This window comes from Aquimarina sp. AU119 (assembly GCF_900312735.1).
GTDB lineage: Bacteria > Bacteroidota > Bacteroidia > Flavobacteriales > Flavobacteriaceae > Aquimarina > Aquimarina algiphila.
Map to the genome: position 1 here is coordinate 22,078 of NZ_OMPF01000037.1, position 18,001 is coordinate 40,078.

The following is an 18,001-nucleotide window of genomic DNA, read 5'->3' on the forward strand; positions in this document are numbered from 1 at the left end:
CCCCAGTTTTATAAAAACTATTTATATTAAATAATTTTATGTAAATGATTATAAATATAAATAAAAATATATGAAACATTTTATGGAAATTTGATTCAAATAATAAGAATATCAAATAACCTTAAAAGATGAAAAAACTAATTTATATTTCTTTAGCTATTATCCTTATATCTTGTAATACCATTTCAAATGATTCTCGTTTTGGAGTGGTTTATCAAGATTCAAAAACGGCACAAATATCAGATGAAAAGTCAGATTATTGGTTAGCAAGACAAAATACTTTACAGGAAAATTTTATCAGTACTCAAAAATTTTATAAAGAGGAAGGTTCCTTAATTCTTGATTATAAATACCCTCATCTCGATGAAGAATATAATCCTGTATTCAGCAGTTTTAATTCTTTTATAGAAAAGACGTACTTAAGAACAGAAAAATCAGTCCAGCAAGTACTTCATAATAATGATTTATCCTGTGACCCTATATTTAAGGATGCTGAAAGAAAGCGAAGGAATATTGATTATAAAATTTATACTAAGAATGATCAATTTTTAAGCGTTCTATTATATAAAACAAATTATTATGATGAAGAGCATCACAACTCTTTTATGTTCAAAGGCTTAAACTACGATTTAAAGACAGGTATGTTTATTACATACAGCGATTTATTTGAGAACAATAGCGATAAATTCTTACTATTTAAACTAAATCAAGAATTACAGGCACGTATTGGAGGACAAGACTCTTTTAATGATTGTTGGGAGTTTACTAAAGATAAATTTGAGGTATCCAAGAATAATTTTGTTGTCAATTCTGAGCACATAAAATTTTATTTTGATGACTGTGCAGTATGTCCAACATATTCGGGAAATTATTTTCTAGAAATACCATTAGAAGAATTATCGTCCATTTTAAAAACAGGAAAATCAGAGAGCTCCTATTTTAAATCTTAAATCAAAAAGTCATGGTAAAAATATGGATCATTCCTAAAAGTAAATCACAAGCAGATGAAATCGTCGAATTCTTATTAAGAGGTAAGTATCTTTTAACAGTTATGATCTTAGAAAATTGTGTATTGGCTAAAATTGACAGAAAAAACCAAACACATCGATTAAATAAGACACTAATCTCTGGAATTATTAGATCCTTACAGTTTAACAATTTAAATGATCGTCTTAGAAAAATGTATCCTTCTAATATGCCAATATTGTATTCGGTTCCTATCATACAGATGGATCCACAGCAATCAGAAGCTATCGCAGATTATATAACTGTATTTTAAATAAAATCCATATGACTAAAAATCAAATAATACAGAGTGTATATGAGTATGTGCAAATTGCTTTGGGAGTAGTATTAGCGAGTATAGGACTGAAGGCTTTTCTTTTACCCAATGGCTGCAATAACTAATCAAAAAAATGAATATTGAAACATGTGCGACTATAATTTTTAGATAACTAAAATTACCCTAACCCTATACTCCTGTTTTACTCCTAAAAACTTTAATATCCAGAGTTTATAATCAAAATGGGAATTAGGTGAAATACCTCATACTAATTTAGAATTTATATGTACTCATCTAAAGACACAAATATGATACTATCATCACACAAAACAATTCTTGAGGATATTCAGATAGCTAAAGAAAATGGGTTTACCGTGGATTTTTTATTCAAAGACAATATCATATATGATCGCGCAACTAATAAGGGATATACTAAAAACGATTGTGTTTTGGTAGAATATTGCAGGTACGAAGGATTGAATGATCCTAGTGACGTTTCTATTCTATTTTTAATTGCATGTGATGATGGAATTAAAGGTTGTTTAAGCAATAATTACGGAATATACGCAGATATTGACCTAATGCAATTTGCACTATCACTTAGAAGTCAATATCAAGAAAGTTCTTAATAAAAGATTAATTTCAGAAAGCGATCAATTACAAAATGCAAATTCATTTTGGGATACGGCAGGTACTTCATATGACCAGAGCAGGTATCGCATGGAAACTCTTAGTAGCTTATCAGAATGCCCTTAAATACTACATATACTAGGAAAAGAGAATCATTTGGAAAATCTATAGCCTCTTTTCAACTCATACAGGTTTAAGGATATGATGCCATATGTCATCTCATTCTTTATAGCTAAAAATAACATCTCCTTAATACGACATTATATTCCTAAATTGGTATAATTTGACAGCAATGAAAACCATAATTTATAATGGTTTCAGCATTTCAATATTTATGATTCCATCAATTTTCATATAAAGCCCTTTATCACGAGCTTTTATGATCATGTCTGTCACTAATTTGCGAGATGCTTTCAATTCCTCAATTCTCATTTCAGCGCGCATAACATTAGGATCGTTCTTATCTTGGAAATTTAAGATTTGAAGGTTGTGAAACTTTATTTTATCAGCAATTAGTGATAATAATACGTCTGCAGAGTTAATCGGAGAATAAATTCCTTCTACCAATTTAAAACTGTTATGAATAGGGTCCATACTATATATATTTGAAGTACTGGCATTTTTATCAAAAACCTAGAGAGAAAGATCTCTCTTTTTAGATAGTGAAATTAGTTTGCTAGATACTTTGGTTTGGTTGACTAAGCGATTGTTATTGTCCAAAATATAGACACTCAATAATTCTATTTAATAAACTGGTTGAGTTTAAAGAACAATTAAGTGCCTAAGGGTAAATTAATTTAATTTTTATGATACTGTTTACTCTCCTTGCCCAAGGGAAAACCCTCTTTTGCCGTCAAATTCATAGAGGTTTTCGGTTTTGATTACATCAAAGCCTTTGCTATGTAACTTAGACAAAAGAGCTATGATTTGTTCGTGATCAATAGCATTATAAATTGGAATTGTTTTCAGTATTTCAGCGTCCACAGCCACAAATCGGCATCTCCAATGATCTGTACAATATGTTTCTTCTAAACCGTTTGGATATACTTTCACTCCGCGATTTGTAATCATTTTCAGTTTTAGATTATAGGAATTAATTATAGACAAAGCATCTCCAATTTCTTTCGGATCAGAACCTTCCCAATCAATAAATACGTCGACACCTACTAATACTTTCTTTGATTTTTTTCTTTTGTACTCGAAGGTTTTCATAACTCCAGAACCTTCGGTCAATTTGCTAGTGATTAAATCTTTTGGAGCGGTTCCTAATCTAGCGATTACTTCATCTGCAAATTCTTGTGTTGATACCTTTTTCTTGCTTTTTCCTTCCTGATAAATATCTGCTGTATGATATCCTTGTTCAATTGTTGTTAACCAGGCATTTTTAATTTGATCAGCGATTTCTAATTGACCTAAATGTGCTAACATAAGTACAGAAGCATTTATAAGTCCTGAAGGATTTGCAATATGTTGTCCGGCAATATCAGGAGCAGAACCATGGATCGCTTCAAACATAGCGATATTAGTACCAATATTTGCAGAGCCTGCCATCCCCACAGATCCAGCTATTTCGGCTGCAATATCTGATATGATGTCTCCATATAAATTTGAGGTCACAATAACATCATAGTTCTCTGGATGAGCGGCTAGTTTTGCAGATCCTATATCGATAATCTGAGATTCACTTTTGATATCTTCATATTCTAACGCGATTTCATTAAATACTTGGTGAAATAATCCATCGGTCAGCTTCATAATATTATCTTTCACCATACAAGTGACTTTTTTTCTTCCATATGCTTTTGCGTATTCAAAAGCATATCGAATTATTCGCTCACAACCTGGTCTTGTAATTAGTTTTAAACATTGTACTACATCTTGTGTTTGTTGATGTTCTATTCCTGCATATAAGTCTTCTTCATTCTCACGGATAATAACCACATCCATATCAGGGAAGTGAGTTTGAACAAAAGGGTGCAAGGCGTTAACCGGACGTACATTGGCATATAATCCAAGTGATTTTCTCAGAGTCACATTTAGACTCTTATACCCCTTACCTTGTGGAGTAGTAATCGGTGCTTTCAAGATTAATTTATTGCGATTTATGACTTCCCAGGAGTTCTTACTAATACCAGCTGTGTTTCCCGATAAGTACACTTGTTCTCCAAGATCTATGAACTCAGGCTCAATATTCGCTCCTGCAGCTGTTAAAATATTCAGCGTAGCAGACATTATTTCGGGACCTATTCCATCACCTTGAGCTACAGCAACTTTTATTAACTTATCCGACCTATTTATATTCTTGTTTTGAACTAAAGTGTTGTGCTTCATCTTTATTTTATTTTTGATTAAAGCAAAGATGGAAATTACATATCATAAATTTTTATTTATATATTTTATTAAAACCATTAATAAATTTAATAAATTGGTGTGATGTCTCTTAAATCTGAAGGTTTATATCTGGTAGGCTCTAAAGGAGCATAGGTTTTTTTATTATATAAAAATAGTTAATACTAATTATTATAAGTATAAATAAAGAGTTAATGATTTTTCTATGTTAACTTTGAAAATAGAACAGTATACATATATAAATATGAAAACCATAAGTCAATTTGTATAAATGCCTTGGTTGTACACTTAAGCTATTTTTTATAGATTGTTTTGTATAGTATTTTGTCTGTTTTTCATTTTCCTATTTAGAATTTTAAAGAAAATTAAAAAAAGAACTGAGACAATAATTTCAAGGATTATAAATACGATAATTCTATTAATTAAAGGTGATGAATCAGAAAATATTACAAGAATTAGAACACTTGAATGTAGCATAAAACTTACGATAAGGAAATACTTTAAAAATACACTCTCTTTAAATAGAAAAGAAAGGGAAAAGTTAATAAATATATTGGCAAGTAGAAGTGTAAATCCAAAACCCATATCTCTTCTTCCAAATCCATTTAAGGCTTGAAATAAAATGAATAAAGACACTATTATATTTACTATCAATATTCTTATTTCTCTTGAATTGCTTTCTTTTTTTTCTATCATAATTTCTTACACTATTTAGTGTATCCACAATTTATATATCAAAGTGCAAATTTTGGAGTAACCTGTGATTCTATCTGATATTGCGCCTAATATCCTTTGTATGGTACATTGTGGACTAAAAAGATGTATACGCAATATACAAATTGTTGTGTATTCGATATGATTCTTCTATTTCATATTTCTACTCATTATTTCTGCCCCAAAATTTGGTAAATATTCATTCAATAATTTATTCCATAAAATCATTCCGTTTTCAGAATTTGCAAATACAACTAATCCTTTTTTAGATTTTAATGAAATAATAGCAAGTGTTTTGGTTCCATAATCTCCTCCGGTATGCATTAACACAGTTTCGTTTTTGTTTAAGTTGGGTAATATTTGTATTCCTAAGCCCCAAAATATTCCTTCTTTTTCTTTAGACTGTGGTTTGATGAATTCTTGATATAATTCTCTGGAAATTCCCGCACCATTTAAAATATGAACTAAAAATTTAGAATAATCTTCTGTAGTTGTTAGTAAGTTTGCCGCAGCATTAGTTTTAGTATATTTTTTAAAGGCAATCTTTTTACCATTTTCGTCGTGTTCTACGGCATATAGATCCTCGTTAACATCTGATGTCCAGTAAAATGAAGTGTTTCTCATTTCTAAAGGAACAAACAGTAATTCTTGAGCTATTACTTCTAGAGGTTTTTGGAGTTTACTTTCAATGGCTTTTCGTAAATATTCAAACCCTTCTCCAGAATACTCCCATTGGATACCAGGCTCTCTTAGAAAACTTAATTTTTTATTTTTTGTTAAATATCTCCAATTAGGTAAACCAGATTGATGTGTTAATATGTTGCGTGCGGTTAATTTAGTCAAAAATGGATGTCCTTTTAAATCATTATCAACATAGTATTTGGATAGTGGTTCATCAAGGTTTAGCTTATTCATATCTACTAGTTTTAGCACTACATTGGCGACAACAGGTTTAGTCAATGAAGCCACTTTATAAATACTATTAATTCCAGTTTTTATGGTATCTTGTTGAAAACCAAAAGTTCTTATTTGACTCACTTTACCTTGCTGGATTAAGCCAATTGATATAGATGGGATTTTATGTTTTTTTAATAGTGCTTCTACTTCTTTATCATTCTCAAATAATGGTATTGGGTAATTTGCATTAAAGCCAGATCCGTAATCTGCTTTCGGTTCTTTGTGATCATAACTTAAGACTCTGGATAGTTTCCATTGCCCATTTTTGATATTCCAAACAGATGTAAATTTTGCAATATTAGTAAGATACATTCGTTTATTAGGTTCTTTGATATAAAATAGATGAACACCTTTTTGAATAGCTCCGTATGTTTCTCCATTGTTTTTTAATCTAAAAACCTGGAGACTTTCTTTAACTACTTTTCTGATTGGCTTCTTTTCGGTATTTGAACAAATACTTTCTTTAAAACCTTTTATAAACTGTTCTCTGTTTTGTACACCGTTTTCATCATGATAAAACTCAAAATCTGATGGGATATATTTTTCTAGTATTTGAAAATTACATTTATTAAAGCCTTCCTCAAAGAATAGACTATCAACACTTTTTAACTCCTTAAAAAGTGTTGAATTTTTAGAAACTTGTGACTGAATATTTTTAGAAAGAAGAATTAAGATTGTAAAAATAAGTAGATTGAATTGCTTCATTGTTATTGATTATAATTTTGGTTAAACAATGATGCAATACTCAGTAAATTAAAAATAAATTAGTAGGAAAACACCCCGATAAAATCCCGACAAATTCCCGACATTTTTTATATAATGCTAAATTTCAGGTGTATACGAAGACTTTTGTTTTTGTCTAATCCTATAGCATTTATTAGGATTATTATAATGTTTAATAAAATAGAAACTATCAGGACAGGTAAGGTAAGTCTAATTTCTGATGTAAATACTCTATTGAAAAAAGGGCTCAATAAAAATAAAGTACCTGAAACAATAGTCCACATTATTTGAACTGAAATAATTTGTTTTGTCAATGAATTATATTCTTTTTTAAAATAAGTAATAGCAGCTGGAACGAGTATGTTTGCAAAGGGAATTGCAACAAATGGTAACGAAGATAGATTAATCAATTTTACAAGCTTAAGATCCAAAGTTTCTTCACTTTTTTCTTTGACTAATTCTTCTTTACTAATATTTAATGCTTCAGAAATAGCATTTAAAGTATGTCCTTTTAGTCTAGCTCCAGCTTCAATTCTCTGTATCGTTCTGACAGAGATTCTTGATTTTTCTGCCAGTTCTTCTTGGGTAAGATTTAATTTCTCTCGATATTCTAGAAGTTTGGACATTTATTATATTATATAAAATTATGATTTGGTTAGTCTTTTTTCTAGTAGTATATATACTATGTTGATATTGGTAGTTTTAATCTATAATATTTATTTCATTAGCTTCAATTTTAGTTTGTTTATAACATTGTATATATAATGTACATCCTTAAGGCTGCATATGCAATATACAAATTGTTATCACTATTTTATTTTTTTTGTAAACTACTTAGTTTAACATTTACGTCACATCTTCTTCTCATAATCGGAATGAAAAGTGTCCTGAAAAAGAACAATGTTATCTCAATTTAAAAAGCTTTTATAATCTTTTGATGAATAATAGTATTGATCAACTTTTAATTTTTCCAAAATTTCAAATTTGGTTTCTGCTTTTTTAAAAAAGTCGAGCGACAGCGTATTCAATTCCAACTATCGAGTTGGTGTTATGGTTTTGCAATAAACTCCAAATAGTCGAGGTTTATACACCAGCGACTTGTAGTGAAAAACTTAACACGCAGCACATGTTCTCCAGCTTCCAATTTTGTGTTAACAGAATATTCAGCCCAATCCGAAAACCAATCGTCTGATGGTGTTACACTAATTTTATCGGTTAAAGCTTTTCCATCCAAAAAAAGATGTAAACCCTTTTGTTCCATGGCATCATTACGTGCAGTAGCCATTGCTTTAATCATATATTCGCCTGTGTTTTTTACCTGTATGGTGTATTCTAGCCATTCATTATCTCTTGTCCAGCTTATTATATGTCCGTTTGATTGGTTTGGTTTTGTTTCAATCTCAACATCCAAATCTTGTTCACTTCGGTAATTGGTTTCTGATTTCTTATTGGTATTAACTTCATGAAAAGCAATACCTTCTCCTCCTGTGTCAAAATCTTCAGCCTCAATTCGTCCAGGAATAGTATGAACTTCTTTAAAAGGTTTTTGCTTATCCTCAATATTACTTTCAGAAGGTAGGTTATGCACCATTGCCTGACCAATATAAATAGATGTTCCGTCCGGTAATTTCGTTACTTTTAGTTTTGAGGTATGCTGTCCAACCTCTTGTTGTTTGGCATAAAAGAATTTTGAAAAATATACATTTCCTGAGCTTTGCTCAAAAGTAAAGGTCTCGGGTGCACCGTTGTCAATGATAATTTCAACTTCCATGCCTTTACCTTGAGGAATGGTTGTGAAGCAAATTAAATCTCCTTCCCAATTAAATGTCAGAGTTTCATTCACCTTTGAACACTTAAGTGCATCGCTTAACATACTGTTAGTTCTATATCGGTCACTAATATAAACAGCATCTGTATTTATGTCCACACTTTGCCAACCTGAACTTTTTATGACATTGTGGACCGATAACAATGAGCTGTTTGAAAAATGATTGTACACAATGGGATTAGGAATTGTATGCGGTCCGCTTTCACCTATTTCATGCATAGACAAAATAGATCGAATGGCTATATCACTATATATTTTGTGGCCATCAGTATTTGGATGCACGCCGTCTTTAGAAAATACTACTTTGCCCTCAACCGGATTGGAATTTTTAAAAACCAGCTGATTGGCTTTTAGTTGTTTCACTACTTCGACTCCAAAATCAATTGAAGGGATACCGTATTTATTGGCCATTTCCTCTATAATAATACCAAAACCGTATTGTTTACCATTCATTAACCTATCTAACATCCATTCTCCTACGGTATATACGAAGCAGATATCGATATTTGGATCTGTTTCCCATATTTGGCGGATCAAGCCTTCAATGGCACGTGCTTCATATCCACCTCCACCGTTTACACGATATTCAATAAAAACCACATCAGGTTTATGAATGAGTAAATTATCCTTTACTCGACTAGCGGCAAAATCTGCTCCTGTGCCAGGAACTGCTGCATTTATTTCGGTAAAACTAATATCCTTATATTGATTTTGAAACCAGGTAAATACATTATCACTCCAGCCGGTTTGTCGAGTAATGCTGCCCCCGATAAACCCTATGGTAATATTACTTTTATTGTTTGTTTTTTTGAATAAATTAGGCATCCCGTCCCTCATACGAAGTTCTTCAGATATATTGGGATCGAACGATTGGGGTAGTGAAGCGTAAGACAGGAAATGAAAGAATAACGTAGTGGTAACCCAAAAAATTTTGCTCATTATATAAAGTTTAATTTGACCTATGCTTTTGCTACTTGATTATTTGAACCTTAAGCTTAAAGATACTAAAAGGTTTAAACGTAGGTCATAAAATAGCTTGCATCAGTATTCTTTTTGTTTTTTAAATAACACAAATAGGAGACAAATTAAATGAGAGGTTTTCCAAAAATAGGCTCAAAACGAATAAGTAAAAATTGGTTTGCAGAGCCAAAATTTTCATTCACTGAAAACTTTGTTTGACTCACTGAAAACAGCATCTTTTTTCTTCACTTTTTCCAAAATTCATAGTCTTATTTAATAAACAAAAAATGTTAATTATGAAAAGCAATATGCTAAAATTATTGATCGTATTGATGGTGTCATCATTTGTTTCATCTTGTAAATCCACTAATGAAACTACAAATTCGAATGCAAGAGGTAAAGGAAATCAAGGGCCTCCTAATATAGATCAGATTTTTGAAACTATGGATGTAGATAAAGATGGTAAACTATCAGAAACAGAAGTCAAAGGTCCTTTAAAAAATGACTTTTCTAAAATCGATACTAACAGCGATGGTTTTCTTTCAAAAGAGGAAATAGAAAAAGCACCAAAACCTAATCGACAAAGACCGCTGCAGGGAAGAAGGCAATAAAAGAATAAATAAGGTAAAAAGATACTTTTTATAGATAAGGTATAGCGAGTTATTGTAAAAGTACTGTTCTGAAAAAAAAAGAATACAACAAAGGTTAACCATAATTTGTAAGCATATAGAAACTCGGCTTCTTAAAAAAATAGCACAAGGTAATCACAGGGCATTTCATCGGTTATATGTATTGTATAAGGATAAAGTATACCATACGGCAATTGGCTATTTACAAAATATCGAGGAGGCCGAAGAGATTACACAAGATGTTTTTTTAACTATTTATAATAAAGCAGAAACATTTAGAGGAAAATCTAAAGTAAGTACTTGGATCTATAGAATAACTATAAACAAAGCACTTAATCAGTTGGAAAAAAGAAAGAGGTTACCCTTGTCAGGAAGTGAAATCCAAGAATCACATAGTGTAGATTTTAATCATCCTGGAATTCAGCTAGAAAACCAAGAAAAAGCCTGGTTTTTGCTTACTGCGATTGATAAACTTCCTGCCAATCAAAAGACCGCTTTTATTTTGAGTTATATTGAAGGGTTGCCGCGACATGAAGTAGGTAATATAATGGGGGTTACTCTAAAATCAATTGAAGGTTTGTTACAAAGGGCAAAATCTCAATTGAGAAAACAATTAATTTCTATTTACCCCGAAGGAAAATCAAAAAAATAGTGTCTAAAGGAAGTAATTTTAAAGTAATGGGTAAAAAAGAACAATGGGTAGATGAGGTTTTAAGAAGTTTTGATAATGCAAAACGTGCTATTCCTAAAGATGGTTTATTTAATGAAATAATTGCTAAGATTCCGAATAATAAAGAAAGTAAAATTATTCCATTGGTTCATCTAACATGGATAGCTGCTGCATCAATAATTATTGTTATAGTAAATGTATATGCATTGAAACTACAAAATGATAATATAAAGAATGTATTAGAGAGCCGCAATAATGAAATCTATTTACTATCAGATTATACTTTTTAAAAACATAAAGAATGAAAAAAGAACTACTGTATAAAACTGTCGTAATTATTTTATTAGTACTTAATATAATACAGGTTGGTTATACCTTATGGGTAAAAAAGCCATTGGATAAATCTAACAGACCTTCCAAACCTGATGCCATAGAAATTCTGCATTTGGATCAAGCTCAAGACATACAATTCAAAAAAATTAGTAGAAGGCATGGTAAAGCCATGTCTGAATTAAGAAATAAACAAAAGCAATGCATTCAAGAATATTTTCGGGCTCCGTCAAACTCTTTTTTAGATTGCATAAAAGATATTGAAGCTCAAAAAATAAAAATTACAGAAGAGCATTTTGAAGCTATGAAATCCGTTTTAAGAAAAGAACAACTGATTCAATATAAATATTTTAAAGACAAAGCAGTGAAATTCATACTTAGATAAAAAAACTTTAAAAAAAATTCAAAATCTGCGAAGGATTTGATCTTGGTTCTTGTCAAAAGATAAACTCAAAATTCTTTTATTATGAAACCATTCTCATTTTCACTTTTAGCAGTTTTTTTAATATTTAGTATAAATATATTTGCTCACTCAGAAGGACATGGATCTAAAAATGGTACAAAATGGACAATCGATAACAAAACTATTGAAGCCTCTTTTTTAAAATCAGAAGAAGGTATCGTGTTTTTGGAGACAAAATCAGGAAAAATTGTAGCGTATCATATAAGTTCATTCTCTTATGATGATCAAAAGCGTATTGAAAAAAGGGTTGCATTTATCAATGCCATCAATCATCTTGGCCATTATGATCAAAGTGGTAACAAAAATCAATCTTGGCTATCGATAGAAACAACAAAAAAGAAAGTTCTAGCAGGACTATTTTTTTTATCTGTTGTACTCTTTTTTCTTTTTAAAAAGAGAAAGCAATTGATGGTGAATACATTATTTGCTATATTGGTTTTGATCTTGCTTGCTTGTGATAATTCTACAGATGATTCTACAAATGAACCAATATCTGTCCCAGCAAACGATATTATAGCATTAGAAGCATATTTTGGACATTTTTCTGATGTCACAACAAACTCAGATGACACCTTTTTTTATGTTTCGTCAGCAGGAATTCCTGAGCATAGCATGATGGTTGGTATTACAAATTGGCAGCAACAAGTTCCAATAGATCAAAATTATACTGGAGAAAATAGATGGGCTTTCCCATTACAACCTGTGTTAGCAGAAACCCCATTGTTGTCTTCAGAACATTTTATGAGAGGTGCTATTGCTGTAGCAGTTAACGGAATCCCAATTTTTAATACTCTAAACAACCGTGGAGAAGACGCATTGATTATTGGTGAATTAGATAATTGGGGAGGACATTGCGGAAGAGCAGACGATTATCATTATCATATTCCTCCAACACATTTAGAAGCGATTATAGGCTCTGATCAACCTTTAGCATACGCACTTGATGGTTTTCCAGTTTATGGAAAAACGACAGATGAATTGGACGAATATCTAGGAAAGTTTAATGAAGATGGTTCATACCAATATCATACCACGGATACATTTCCATATTTTATAGCAGGGATGCGAGGTGAAGTAGCATTAGATCCAAACACGACTGCTCCTGAAGATCAAATCTTGCCACAAGCTATGACCCAAGAGGTCAGACCTGCATTAACACCATTACCAGGTGCAGTAATTACTGGATTTACTTCAACAGGTACTAATGCATACTCCCTAGAATATCAAATTGAAACTGATTTATATTATATCAATTATAGCTGGGATGAAAACAATTTATACACTTATGAATACATTGACAATGAGGGGAATGTAACGATTGAAACTTATCAGAGATAAGGATTCGATTGTTGAAAATAAATTGGAGGTACTGAAATCTCAGTAATGATAATTAACTCTTTAATCCATAAATAAATAAAAATGAAAACTAGTAGATATATGTATATGATGATTCTATGGCTTATGGCCTTATCTTGTTTAAATTGTGATAACGACAATTCTGATGATAATAATACAGATTCAGATGATGATAACCCAGTTACTGGTGAATATTTAGGTACAGCTTCTGTATCACAGGGTTTGGCAACTACAACAATAGATAACTTATATCTTCCAGGCCAACGAGTGGCCGGAGTTGGAACGATAACCGCGGCAGACAATTCGGTTTGGACTGTACCGGCAGAAGTAAACTATAATAATAGTGTTTTTCCATTTGCTCCTGATTTGTTTAATCCTGATGGCATTCAATATTCTACAGCAACAGAGGCCTTAGCAGCATTTGATGACAATGATATTATAGAAATTGATACTGATGGAGAAGTTATTACCGGATACATTTTTGCTGATAATTATTTCGAGCTTTACATAAATGGAGAGTTTGTAGGTAAAGACGCCATACCATTTACTGAATTCAACTCACATATCGTAAAGTTTAGAGTGTCGCGACCATTTACAATTGCTATGAAATTGGTGGATTGGGAAGAAAATTTGGGATTAGGTTCAGAGAACAATCAAGGTAGTGATTATTATACTGGTGATGGTGGTATGGTGGCTGTTTTTAAGGATGTTTTACAAAACATAATAGCTACTACAGGAAGTGAGTGGAAGGCACAAACATTTTATACGTCTCCTATCAAAGATTTAAGCTGTCCTACTGAAAGCGGAACGACAAGAAGTTCATTTAATTGCGATACGGCTAGTGAGAATGATGGGACTTCATTTTATGCCTTACACTGGGAATTACCTAGTACTTGGATGAATGAAAATTTTGATACTTCTGATTGGCCTGATGCGACAACCTATACCAATGAAACTATTGTCGTGAATAACAAACCATCATATACGAACTTTACTGATATTTTTGACGATCCAGAAAATGATGCAGAATTCATATGGTCTACCAATGTTATTTTGGACAATGAAGTGATTGTTAGCTATACTGTTCAATAAAATATCTTTCACAATATTACTTACTGAACCGCAATTAGAGTTTAATGAAAAGCTATGTCTATTGGCTGAAATTAGCTTTTGTTAACATCATATTCCTTTAAGTTTAAGCAATAAATATTCGATTTAATACAATTCTGCTAAAAAAATATGAATTTCAAGGGCTTTATACTATTATTATTGTTTTTCAACTTTTATCTGGCTTCTGCCCAAAGAAATACTATAGATATAAAAGGGGTTGTTTTGGACGAAGCAACTGATGAACCTCTGGAATACGCAACTTTAGTGCTTCAAAATTTAGATAATCCGGGTGTGGTTAATGGAGGGATTACAGATGCAAGTGGAAAGTTTAATATAAAAACCTCACCCGGAAACTATATCATACGCGTAGAATATATTTCTTATAAGCCCTATGTCCTTGAAAAACAAAATTTACAAAGTTCAATTGACTTGGGAGCTATTACCCTTACCATCGATACAGAGACATTAGATGAAATAACAATAATTGGAGAAAAAACTACCGTAGAACTTAGGTTGGATAAAAAAATCTACAACATAGGTAAGGATCTTACTGTAGGTGGTGCCAATATAAGTGATGTCTTGAACAATGTTCCTTCGGTAGCTGTGGATGTAGATGGTACGATAAGTTTAAGAGGAAATGAAAATGTTCGCATACTGATCAATGGTAAACCATCTGCCTTAGTGGGATTTGGATCTAGTGATATTTTACAGCAGTTACCAGCTGATGCCATAGAACGGGTAGAGGTAATTACAAGTCCATCGGCAAGATACGATGCAGAGGGAACAGCAGGGATATTAAATATTATTCTTCGAAAAGAAAAGACTCTTGGTCTAAATGGATCTATCAATACTAATATTGGGTATCCCACAGCAAGTCAGATTACTACTAACTTTAATCTACGTTCGGATAAATTCAACATTTTTAATACTCTTGGTTATTTTTATCGCGAACCGCCCGGAAGTGCTTTTTTTGACAATTCATATACCAATGGAACTTATACCAGGATTATTGAAGAAAGAGACGTATCTCGTGAAAATTTGGGATTTAATGTCAATTTGGGTATGGAGTATTATCTAACCAAAAAATCTTCACTTACCGGAAGCATTTTTGCACGCTTTTCTGATGAACATGAAACCACAGAAAACAATAGTCAACGATTTGCTCAGAATGATATTAACGATATTACATTAAGAAATGAAGATCAAAGTGAAGATGATAAAAGTTATCAAGCTTCTTTGAATTATACCAATAATTTTAATGACGAAGGTCATCAACTTACTGCTGATTTTCAATATGGATATAATAAAGAGGAGGTAATTACTACTATTGATGAGAATATTATTATTCCTGATAATCAGTTGCTTAGTGAAGAGGCGGTTTTTGAGACCGAAACACAGAATGAGTTTCTGTTACAGACGGATTATGTATTGCCTATTGGGGATAAGCAATTTGAGGCAGGGTATCGAGGTGATTTTGAAAAAGAAGTTACAGTGTATCAATTGGATACCCTTAATCTTAATACAGGAGAATTTGAGATCAATCAAGACCTTACCAATCAATTTAACTATACAGAGAACATCAATGCATTGTATTCTCAATATGGTGATAAAACTGGGAAATTATCTTTTTTGTTTGGGTTACGCCTAGAAAACACTCGTTTAAAAGGTGAGGTTATATCAGAGTACGATGCAGATGCATTACAGGAACTGTTAGGAGAGGATGTTGATCTAAATTTTGATAAGAATTATTTAGGTCTTTTTCCAACAGTAAACTTAATATACGAATTAGCAGAGGATGAGAATATTTCTCTTGGTTATAACAGGAGGATTAACAGACCCAGAGGGTTTTTTATTAATCCGTTTCCTTCGAGATCTAGTGTTATCAATATATTTCAGGGAAATCCGGATCTTGACCCTGCTTATGCTAATGCTTTTGACTTAGGATATTTAAAACGTTGGGAAAAGCTAACGTTGACATCATCAATATACTATCAACGGGAAACGAATTCTTTTGAAGTAATTCAGGAAGAAACCGGACAAACTACAGCTGATGGGATATTTATTATTCGCTCCATACCTGTTAATTTATCTACCAACAAACGTTATGGAGCAGAATTAGGAATACTATATAACCCATCTAGAAAGATACGATTCAATTGGAGCTTCAACCTCTTTAAATTCGTCTCAGATGGAATTTTTAACGATGTAGACTATGGGACTGAAAATACAAGTTGGTTTTCTCGTTTTAGTTCAAACATTAGACTTCCTGGAGAAATACAATGGCAAACCAATGCCAATTACAGAGGTCCCAGGAAGAATTCACAAACAAGGTATGATGGTATCTTTTTCTTAGATCTGGCCTTTAGTAAAGATATTTTGAGTGAAAAAGCTTCCGTTACCCTGAATGTAAGAGACTTACTAAACTCCAGAAAACGGTTATTGTCAACTGAAACAGATTTCTTTACCTCTGAAGGAGAACTGCAGCGGCGTGAAAGGCAAATCACTCTATCTTTTATTTATCGTATCAATCAAAAAAAGGAAAGAAACGGACGTCAAAAGCAAAATAATGAAGAGGAAGAAGGATTTTAAAAATAACTAAAAATGTATAATTCTGATAATCAAATTTATAGTCTTCCTAAAGGAACCAGAGAAATTATTAAATATCAAGGGTTCCGGTTTTATGAATGTAATGGGATCATATACAAAGAGATTAAAAATAATAATAAAACCTGTTATCAAATAATTAATCGATTAGAGAAGAATTTATTTAAATAATGATAAAAAATTTCGCTTAAAAGAGTATAAGATTTATTTAAAATACTCATAACAAGAACAACTATTGTTGAAATTTTTGGTCTAAGAAGAAATAACATAAAAACAAAAACAATGAAATCTGTTATGATAAAACTGATGTCACTATCCATTATGTTTACACTACTAAGCTCATGGGAGGCAGCAAGCCAACACTTAGGCAATAGATCGAAAACCAGCACACTTCCCAAATGGGAAAAAATATTTAATAAATTTGATAAAGACGGAGATGGTCTACTATCGATTAAAGAAGTAAAAGGTTCAACTAATAAACACTTTTACAGAATAGATATAAATAAAGATTATTTTATCTCTATGGAAGAATTTGAGAAATTTCTAATACCAAAGAAAGATCTGGTATGTAACAAAAGAAATTGTAAAATTTAGGCATATAAAAATCATAGTCAATAGATTTTTTAGACAGAATATTAAGTAGGTTGTTCTTCAAGACTCATGCGCTTTCATACGGTTAATGTTACAGAGACTTAATTTTAAAAAGTATAAAGCGTATGAACACTACTTAAGAAAATTTGACATTCTATTTATTCTTTTGGATTACTAAATCATTCTTGAGAAAATCTTATTGTAACCTTTTTAATATCATTTACTGCTTTCATGGTTGTTTTTCTTTGATACTACATTATCAAATGAATACACACGTCTGTAAGATATTAGCAACACCTAGCAAAATTTGTATTATTTTCATGATCATTTTTGATGGCTTTTTTATGTTGATTTTATTTACCAGAGCTATTCCATGAACAATGATATTATAAACAATATTGTACATATAAACAGTATGACTACCAACATACATAAAGCATATATTTTTTCTTCCAAATGTTTCATTTTACAGTTTTCTATTAGATAGAATTCATCGTGACTTTTCTAATTCCTAAAAAAAATCAAGATCAGTCAGTTCTTATGGATAGTAAACATCTCTTTAGCCCTGTCATCGTGATTAAAATAGATCATCATATCCTAAACACACATATAATAGGGTGGTGATATATAGAAAAATCACTATAATAGCTATTACCGCTATTACTAGAAATAATGTTCTTTTTGTTTTATTCATATTTTATCTATTCGTTTTTTAGTCGGGATATTACTTTTTGAATTTTACAGTTTTTTTCTTTTTTCTCATAATTCCAATAATTCACTGTATGTTTTTGACTAAATAATGGCC

Annotated in this window: 16 protein-coding genes; 11 read left to right on the top strand and 5 right to left on the bottom strand. The window is 31.4% G+C overall.

Annotated features, from left to right (window positions below):
• Positions 1 to 128 precede the first annotated feature (128 nt).
• The 3 genes from DK442_RS27140 to DK442_RS27150 all read left to right on the top strand — a co-directional run bounded on the left by DK442_RS27140 (position 129) and on the right by DK442_RS27150 (position 1,911).
• On the top strand, positions 129 to 950 hold the full coding sequence (locus DK442_RS27140) for an RsiV family protein (RefSeq protein ID WP_109439067.1): 822 nt from the start codon (positions 129 to 131) through the stop codon (positions 948 to 950).
• An 11-nt stretch (positions 951 to 961) separates the two neighbouring features.
• Complete coding sequence (locus DK442_RS27145) at positions 962 to 1,279, top strand: hypothetical protein (RefSeq protein WP_109439068.1); 318 nt, start codon at positions 962 to 964, stop codon at positions 1,277 to 1,279.
• Between the two features lie 311 nt (positions 1,280 to 1,590).
• Positions 1,591 to 1,911, top strand: a complete 321-nt coding sequence (locus DK442_RS27150; protein ID WP_109439069.1) for a hypothetical protein — start codon at positions 1,591 to 1,593, stop codon at positions 1,909 to 1,911.
• A 307-nt stretch (positions 1,912 to 2,218) separates the two neighbouring features.
• On the opposite strand, the gene DK442_RS27155 is transcribed toward DK442_RS27150, so the two are convergent.
• The 5 genes from DK442_RS27155 to DK442_RS27180 all read right to left on the bottom strand — a co-directional run bounded on the left by DK442_RS27155 (position 2,219) and on the right by DK442_RS27180 (position 9,422).
• Complete coding sequence (locus DK442_RS27155; protein WP_109439070.1) at positions 2,219 to 2,506, bottom strand: hypothetical protein; 288 nt, start codon at positions 2,504 to 2,506, stop codon at positions 2,219 to 2,221.
• Between the two features lie 222 nt (positions 2,507 to 2,728).
• A complete protein-coding gene (locus DK442_RS27160) occupies positions 2,729 to 4,243 on the bottom strand; it encodes an NADP-dependent isocitrate dehydrogenase (RefSeq protein ID WP_109439071.1) in 1,515 nt (504 codons plus the stop codon).
• 882 nt (positions 4,244 to 5,125) lie between these two features.
• Positions 5,126 to 6,637: a serine hydrolase gene (locus tag DK442_RS27170; RefSeq protein ID WP_109439073.1), complete on the bottom strand. Its 1,512-nt coding sequence runs from the start codon at positions 6,635 to 6,637 to the stop codon at positions 5,126 to 5,128.
• 107 nt (positions 6,638 to 6,744) lie between these two features.
• Positions 6,745 to 7,281: a helix-turn-helix domain-containing protein gene (locus DK442_RS27175; RefSeq protein WP_109439074.1), complete on the bottom strand. Its 537-nt coding sequence runs from the start codon at positions 7,279 to 7,281 to the stop codon at positions 6,745 to 6,747.
• A gap of 422 nt (positions 7,282 to 7,703) precedes the next feature.
• Complete coding sequence (locus DK442_RS27180) at positions 7,704 to 9,422, bottom strand: carbohydrate-binding protein (RefSeq protein ID WP_109439075.1); 1,719 nt, start codon at positions 9,420 to 9,422, stop codon at positions 7,704 to 7,706.
• Positions 9,423 to 9,739: 317 nt separating this feature from the next.
• Between DK442_RS27180 and DK442_RS27185 the strand changes: the two genes are divergently transcribed.
• The 8 genes from DK442_RS27185 (at position 9,740) to DK442_RS27220 (ending at position 17,199) form a co-directional block, all read left to right on the top strand.
• Positions 9,740 to 10,054 carry an EF-hand domain-containing protein gene (locus DK442_RS27185; protein ID WP_109439082.1) on the top strand — a complete coding sequence of 105 codons (315 nt, stop codon included), beginning with the start codon at positions 9,740 to 9,742 and terminating at the stop codon, positions 10,052 to 10,054.
• A 115-nt stretch (positions 10,055 to 10,169) separates the two neighbouring features.
• Positions 10,170 to 10,724, top strand: coding sequence for an RNA polymerase sigma factor (locus DK442_RS27190; protein ID WP_109439076.1), 555 nt, complete (start codon positions 10,170 to 10,172; stop codon positions 10,722 to 10,724).
• On the top strand, positions 10,724 to 11,032 hold the full coding sequence (locus DK442_RS27195; RefSeq protein WP_109439077.1) for a hypothetical protein: 309 nt from the start codon (positions 10,724 to 10,726) through the stop codon (positions 11,030 to 11,032). Before DK442_RS27190 ends, DK442_RS27195 begins: the two co-directional genes overlap by 1 nt.
• A gap of 11 nt (positions 11,033 to 11,043) precedes the next feature.
• Positions 11,044 to 11,457, top strand: a complete 414-nt coding sequence (locus DK442_RS27200; RefSeq protein ID WP_109439078.1) for a hypothetical protein — start codon at positions 11,044 to 11,046, stop codon at positions 11,455 to 11,457.
• Positions 11,458 to 11,538: 81 nt separating this feature from the next.
• Complete coding sequence (locus DK442_RS27205; RefSeq protein ID WP_109439079.1) at positions 11,539 to 12,873, top strand: YHYH protein; 1,335 nt, start codon at positions 11,539 to 11,541, stop codon at positions 12,871 to 12,873.
• Between the two features lie 81 nt (positions 12,874 to 12,954).
• Complete coding sequence (locus DK442_RS27210) at positions 12,955 to 13,983, top strand: hypothetical protein (protein ID WP_200825179.1); 1,029 nt, start codon at positions 12,955 to 12,957, stop codon at positions 13,981 to 13,983.
• A gap of 147 nt (positions 13,984 to 14,130) precedes the next feature.
• On the top strand, positions 14,131 to 16,590 hold the full coding sequence (locus DK442_RS27215) for an outer membrane beta-barrel family protein (protein ID WP_109439080.1): 2,460 nt from the start codon (positions 14,131 to 14,133) through the stop codon (positions 16,588 to 16,590).
• Between the two features lie 297 nt (positions 16,591 to 16,887).
• Positions 16,888 to 17,199, top strand: coding sequence for a hypothetical protein (locus DK442_RS27220; RefSeq protein WP_109439081.1), 312 nt, complete (start codon positions 16,888 to 16,890; stop codon positions 17,197 to 17,199).
• Positions 17,200 to 18,001 lie beyond the last annotated feature (802 nt).

What these genes read in the sequence shown, in the direction of transcription:
- DK442_RS27145 (WP_109439068.1), top strand. Translation starts at nt 962, where the DNA reads ATGGTAAAAATATGGATCATTCCTAAAAGTAAATCACAAGCAGATGAA.
- DK442_RS27210 (WP_200825179.1), top strand. Translation starts at nt 12,955, where the DNA reads ATGAAAACTAGTAGATATATGTATATGATGATTCTATGGCTTATGGCC.
- DK442_RS27205 (WP_109439079.1), top strand. Translation starts at nt 11,539, where the DNA reads ATGAAACCATTCTCATTTTCACTTTTAGCAGTTTTTTTAATATTTAGT.
- DK442_RS27185 (WP_109439082.1), top strand. Translation starts at nt 9,740, where the DNA reads ATGAAAAGCAATATGCTAAAATTATTGATCGTATTGATGGTGTCATCA.
- DK442_RS27170 (WP_109439073.1), bottom strand. Translation starts at nt 6,637, where the DNA reads ATGAAGCAATTCAATCTACTTATTTTTACAATCTTAATTCTTCTTTCT.
- DK442_RS27150 (WP_109439069.1), top strand. Translation starts at nt 1,591, where the DNA reads ATGATACTATCATCACACAAAACAATTCTTGAGGATATTCAGATAGCT.
- DK442_RS27220 (WP_109439081.1), top strand. Translation starts at nt 16,888, where the DNA reads ATGAAATCTGTTATGATAAAACTGATGTCACTATCCATTATGTTTACA.
- DK442_RS27155 (WP_109439070.1), bottom strand. Translation starts at nt 2,506, where the DNA reads ATGGACCCTATTCATAACAGTTTTAAATTGGTAGAAGGAATTTATTCT.
- DK442_RS27215 (WP_109439080.1), top strand. Translation starts at nt 14,131, where the DNA reads ATGAATTTCAAGGGCTTTATACTATTATTATTGTTTTTCAACTTTTAT.
- DK442_RS27140 (WP_109439067.1), top strand. Translation starts at nt 129, where the DNA reads ATGAAAAAACTAATTTATATTTCTTTAGCTATTATCCTTATATCTTGT.
- DK442_RS27175 (WP_109439074.1), bottom strand. Translation starts at nt 7,281, where the DNA reads ATGTCCAAACTTCTAGAATATCGAGAGAAATTAAATCTTACCCAAGAA.
- DK442_RS27200 (WP_109439078.1), top strand. Translation starts at nt 11,044, where the DNA reads ATGAAAAAAGAACTACTGTATAAAACTGTCGTAATTATTTTATTAGTA.
- DK442_RS27180 (WP_109439075.1), bottom strand. Translation starts at nt 9,422, where the DNA reads ATGAGCAAAATTTTTTGGGTTACCACTACGTTATTCTTTCATTTCCTG.
- DK442_RS27160 (WP_109439071.1), bottom strand. Translation starts at nt 4,243, where the DNA reads ATGAAGCACAACACTTTAGTTCAAAACAAGAATATAAATAGGTCGGAT.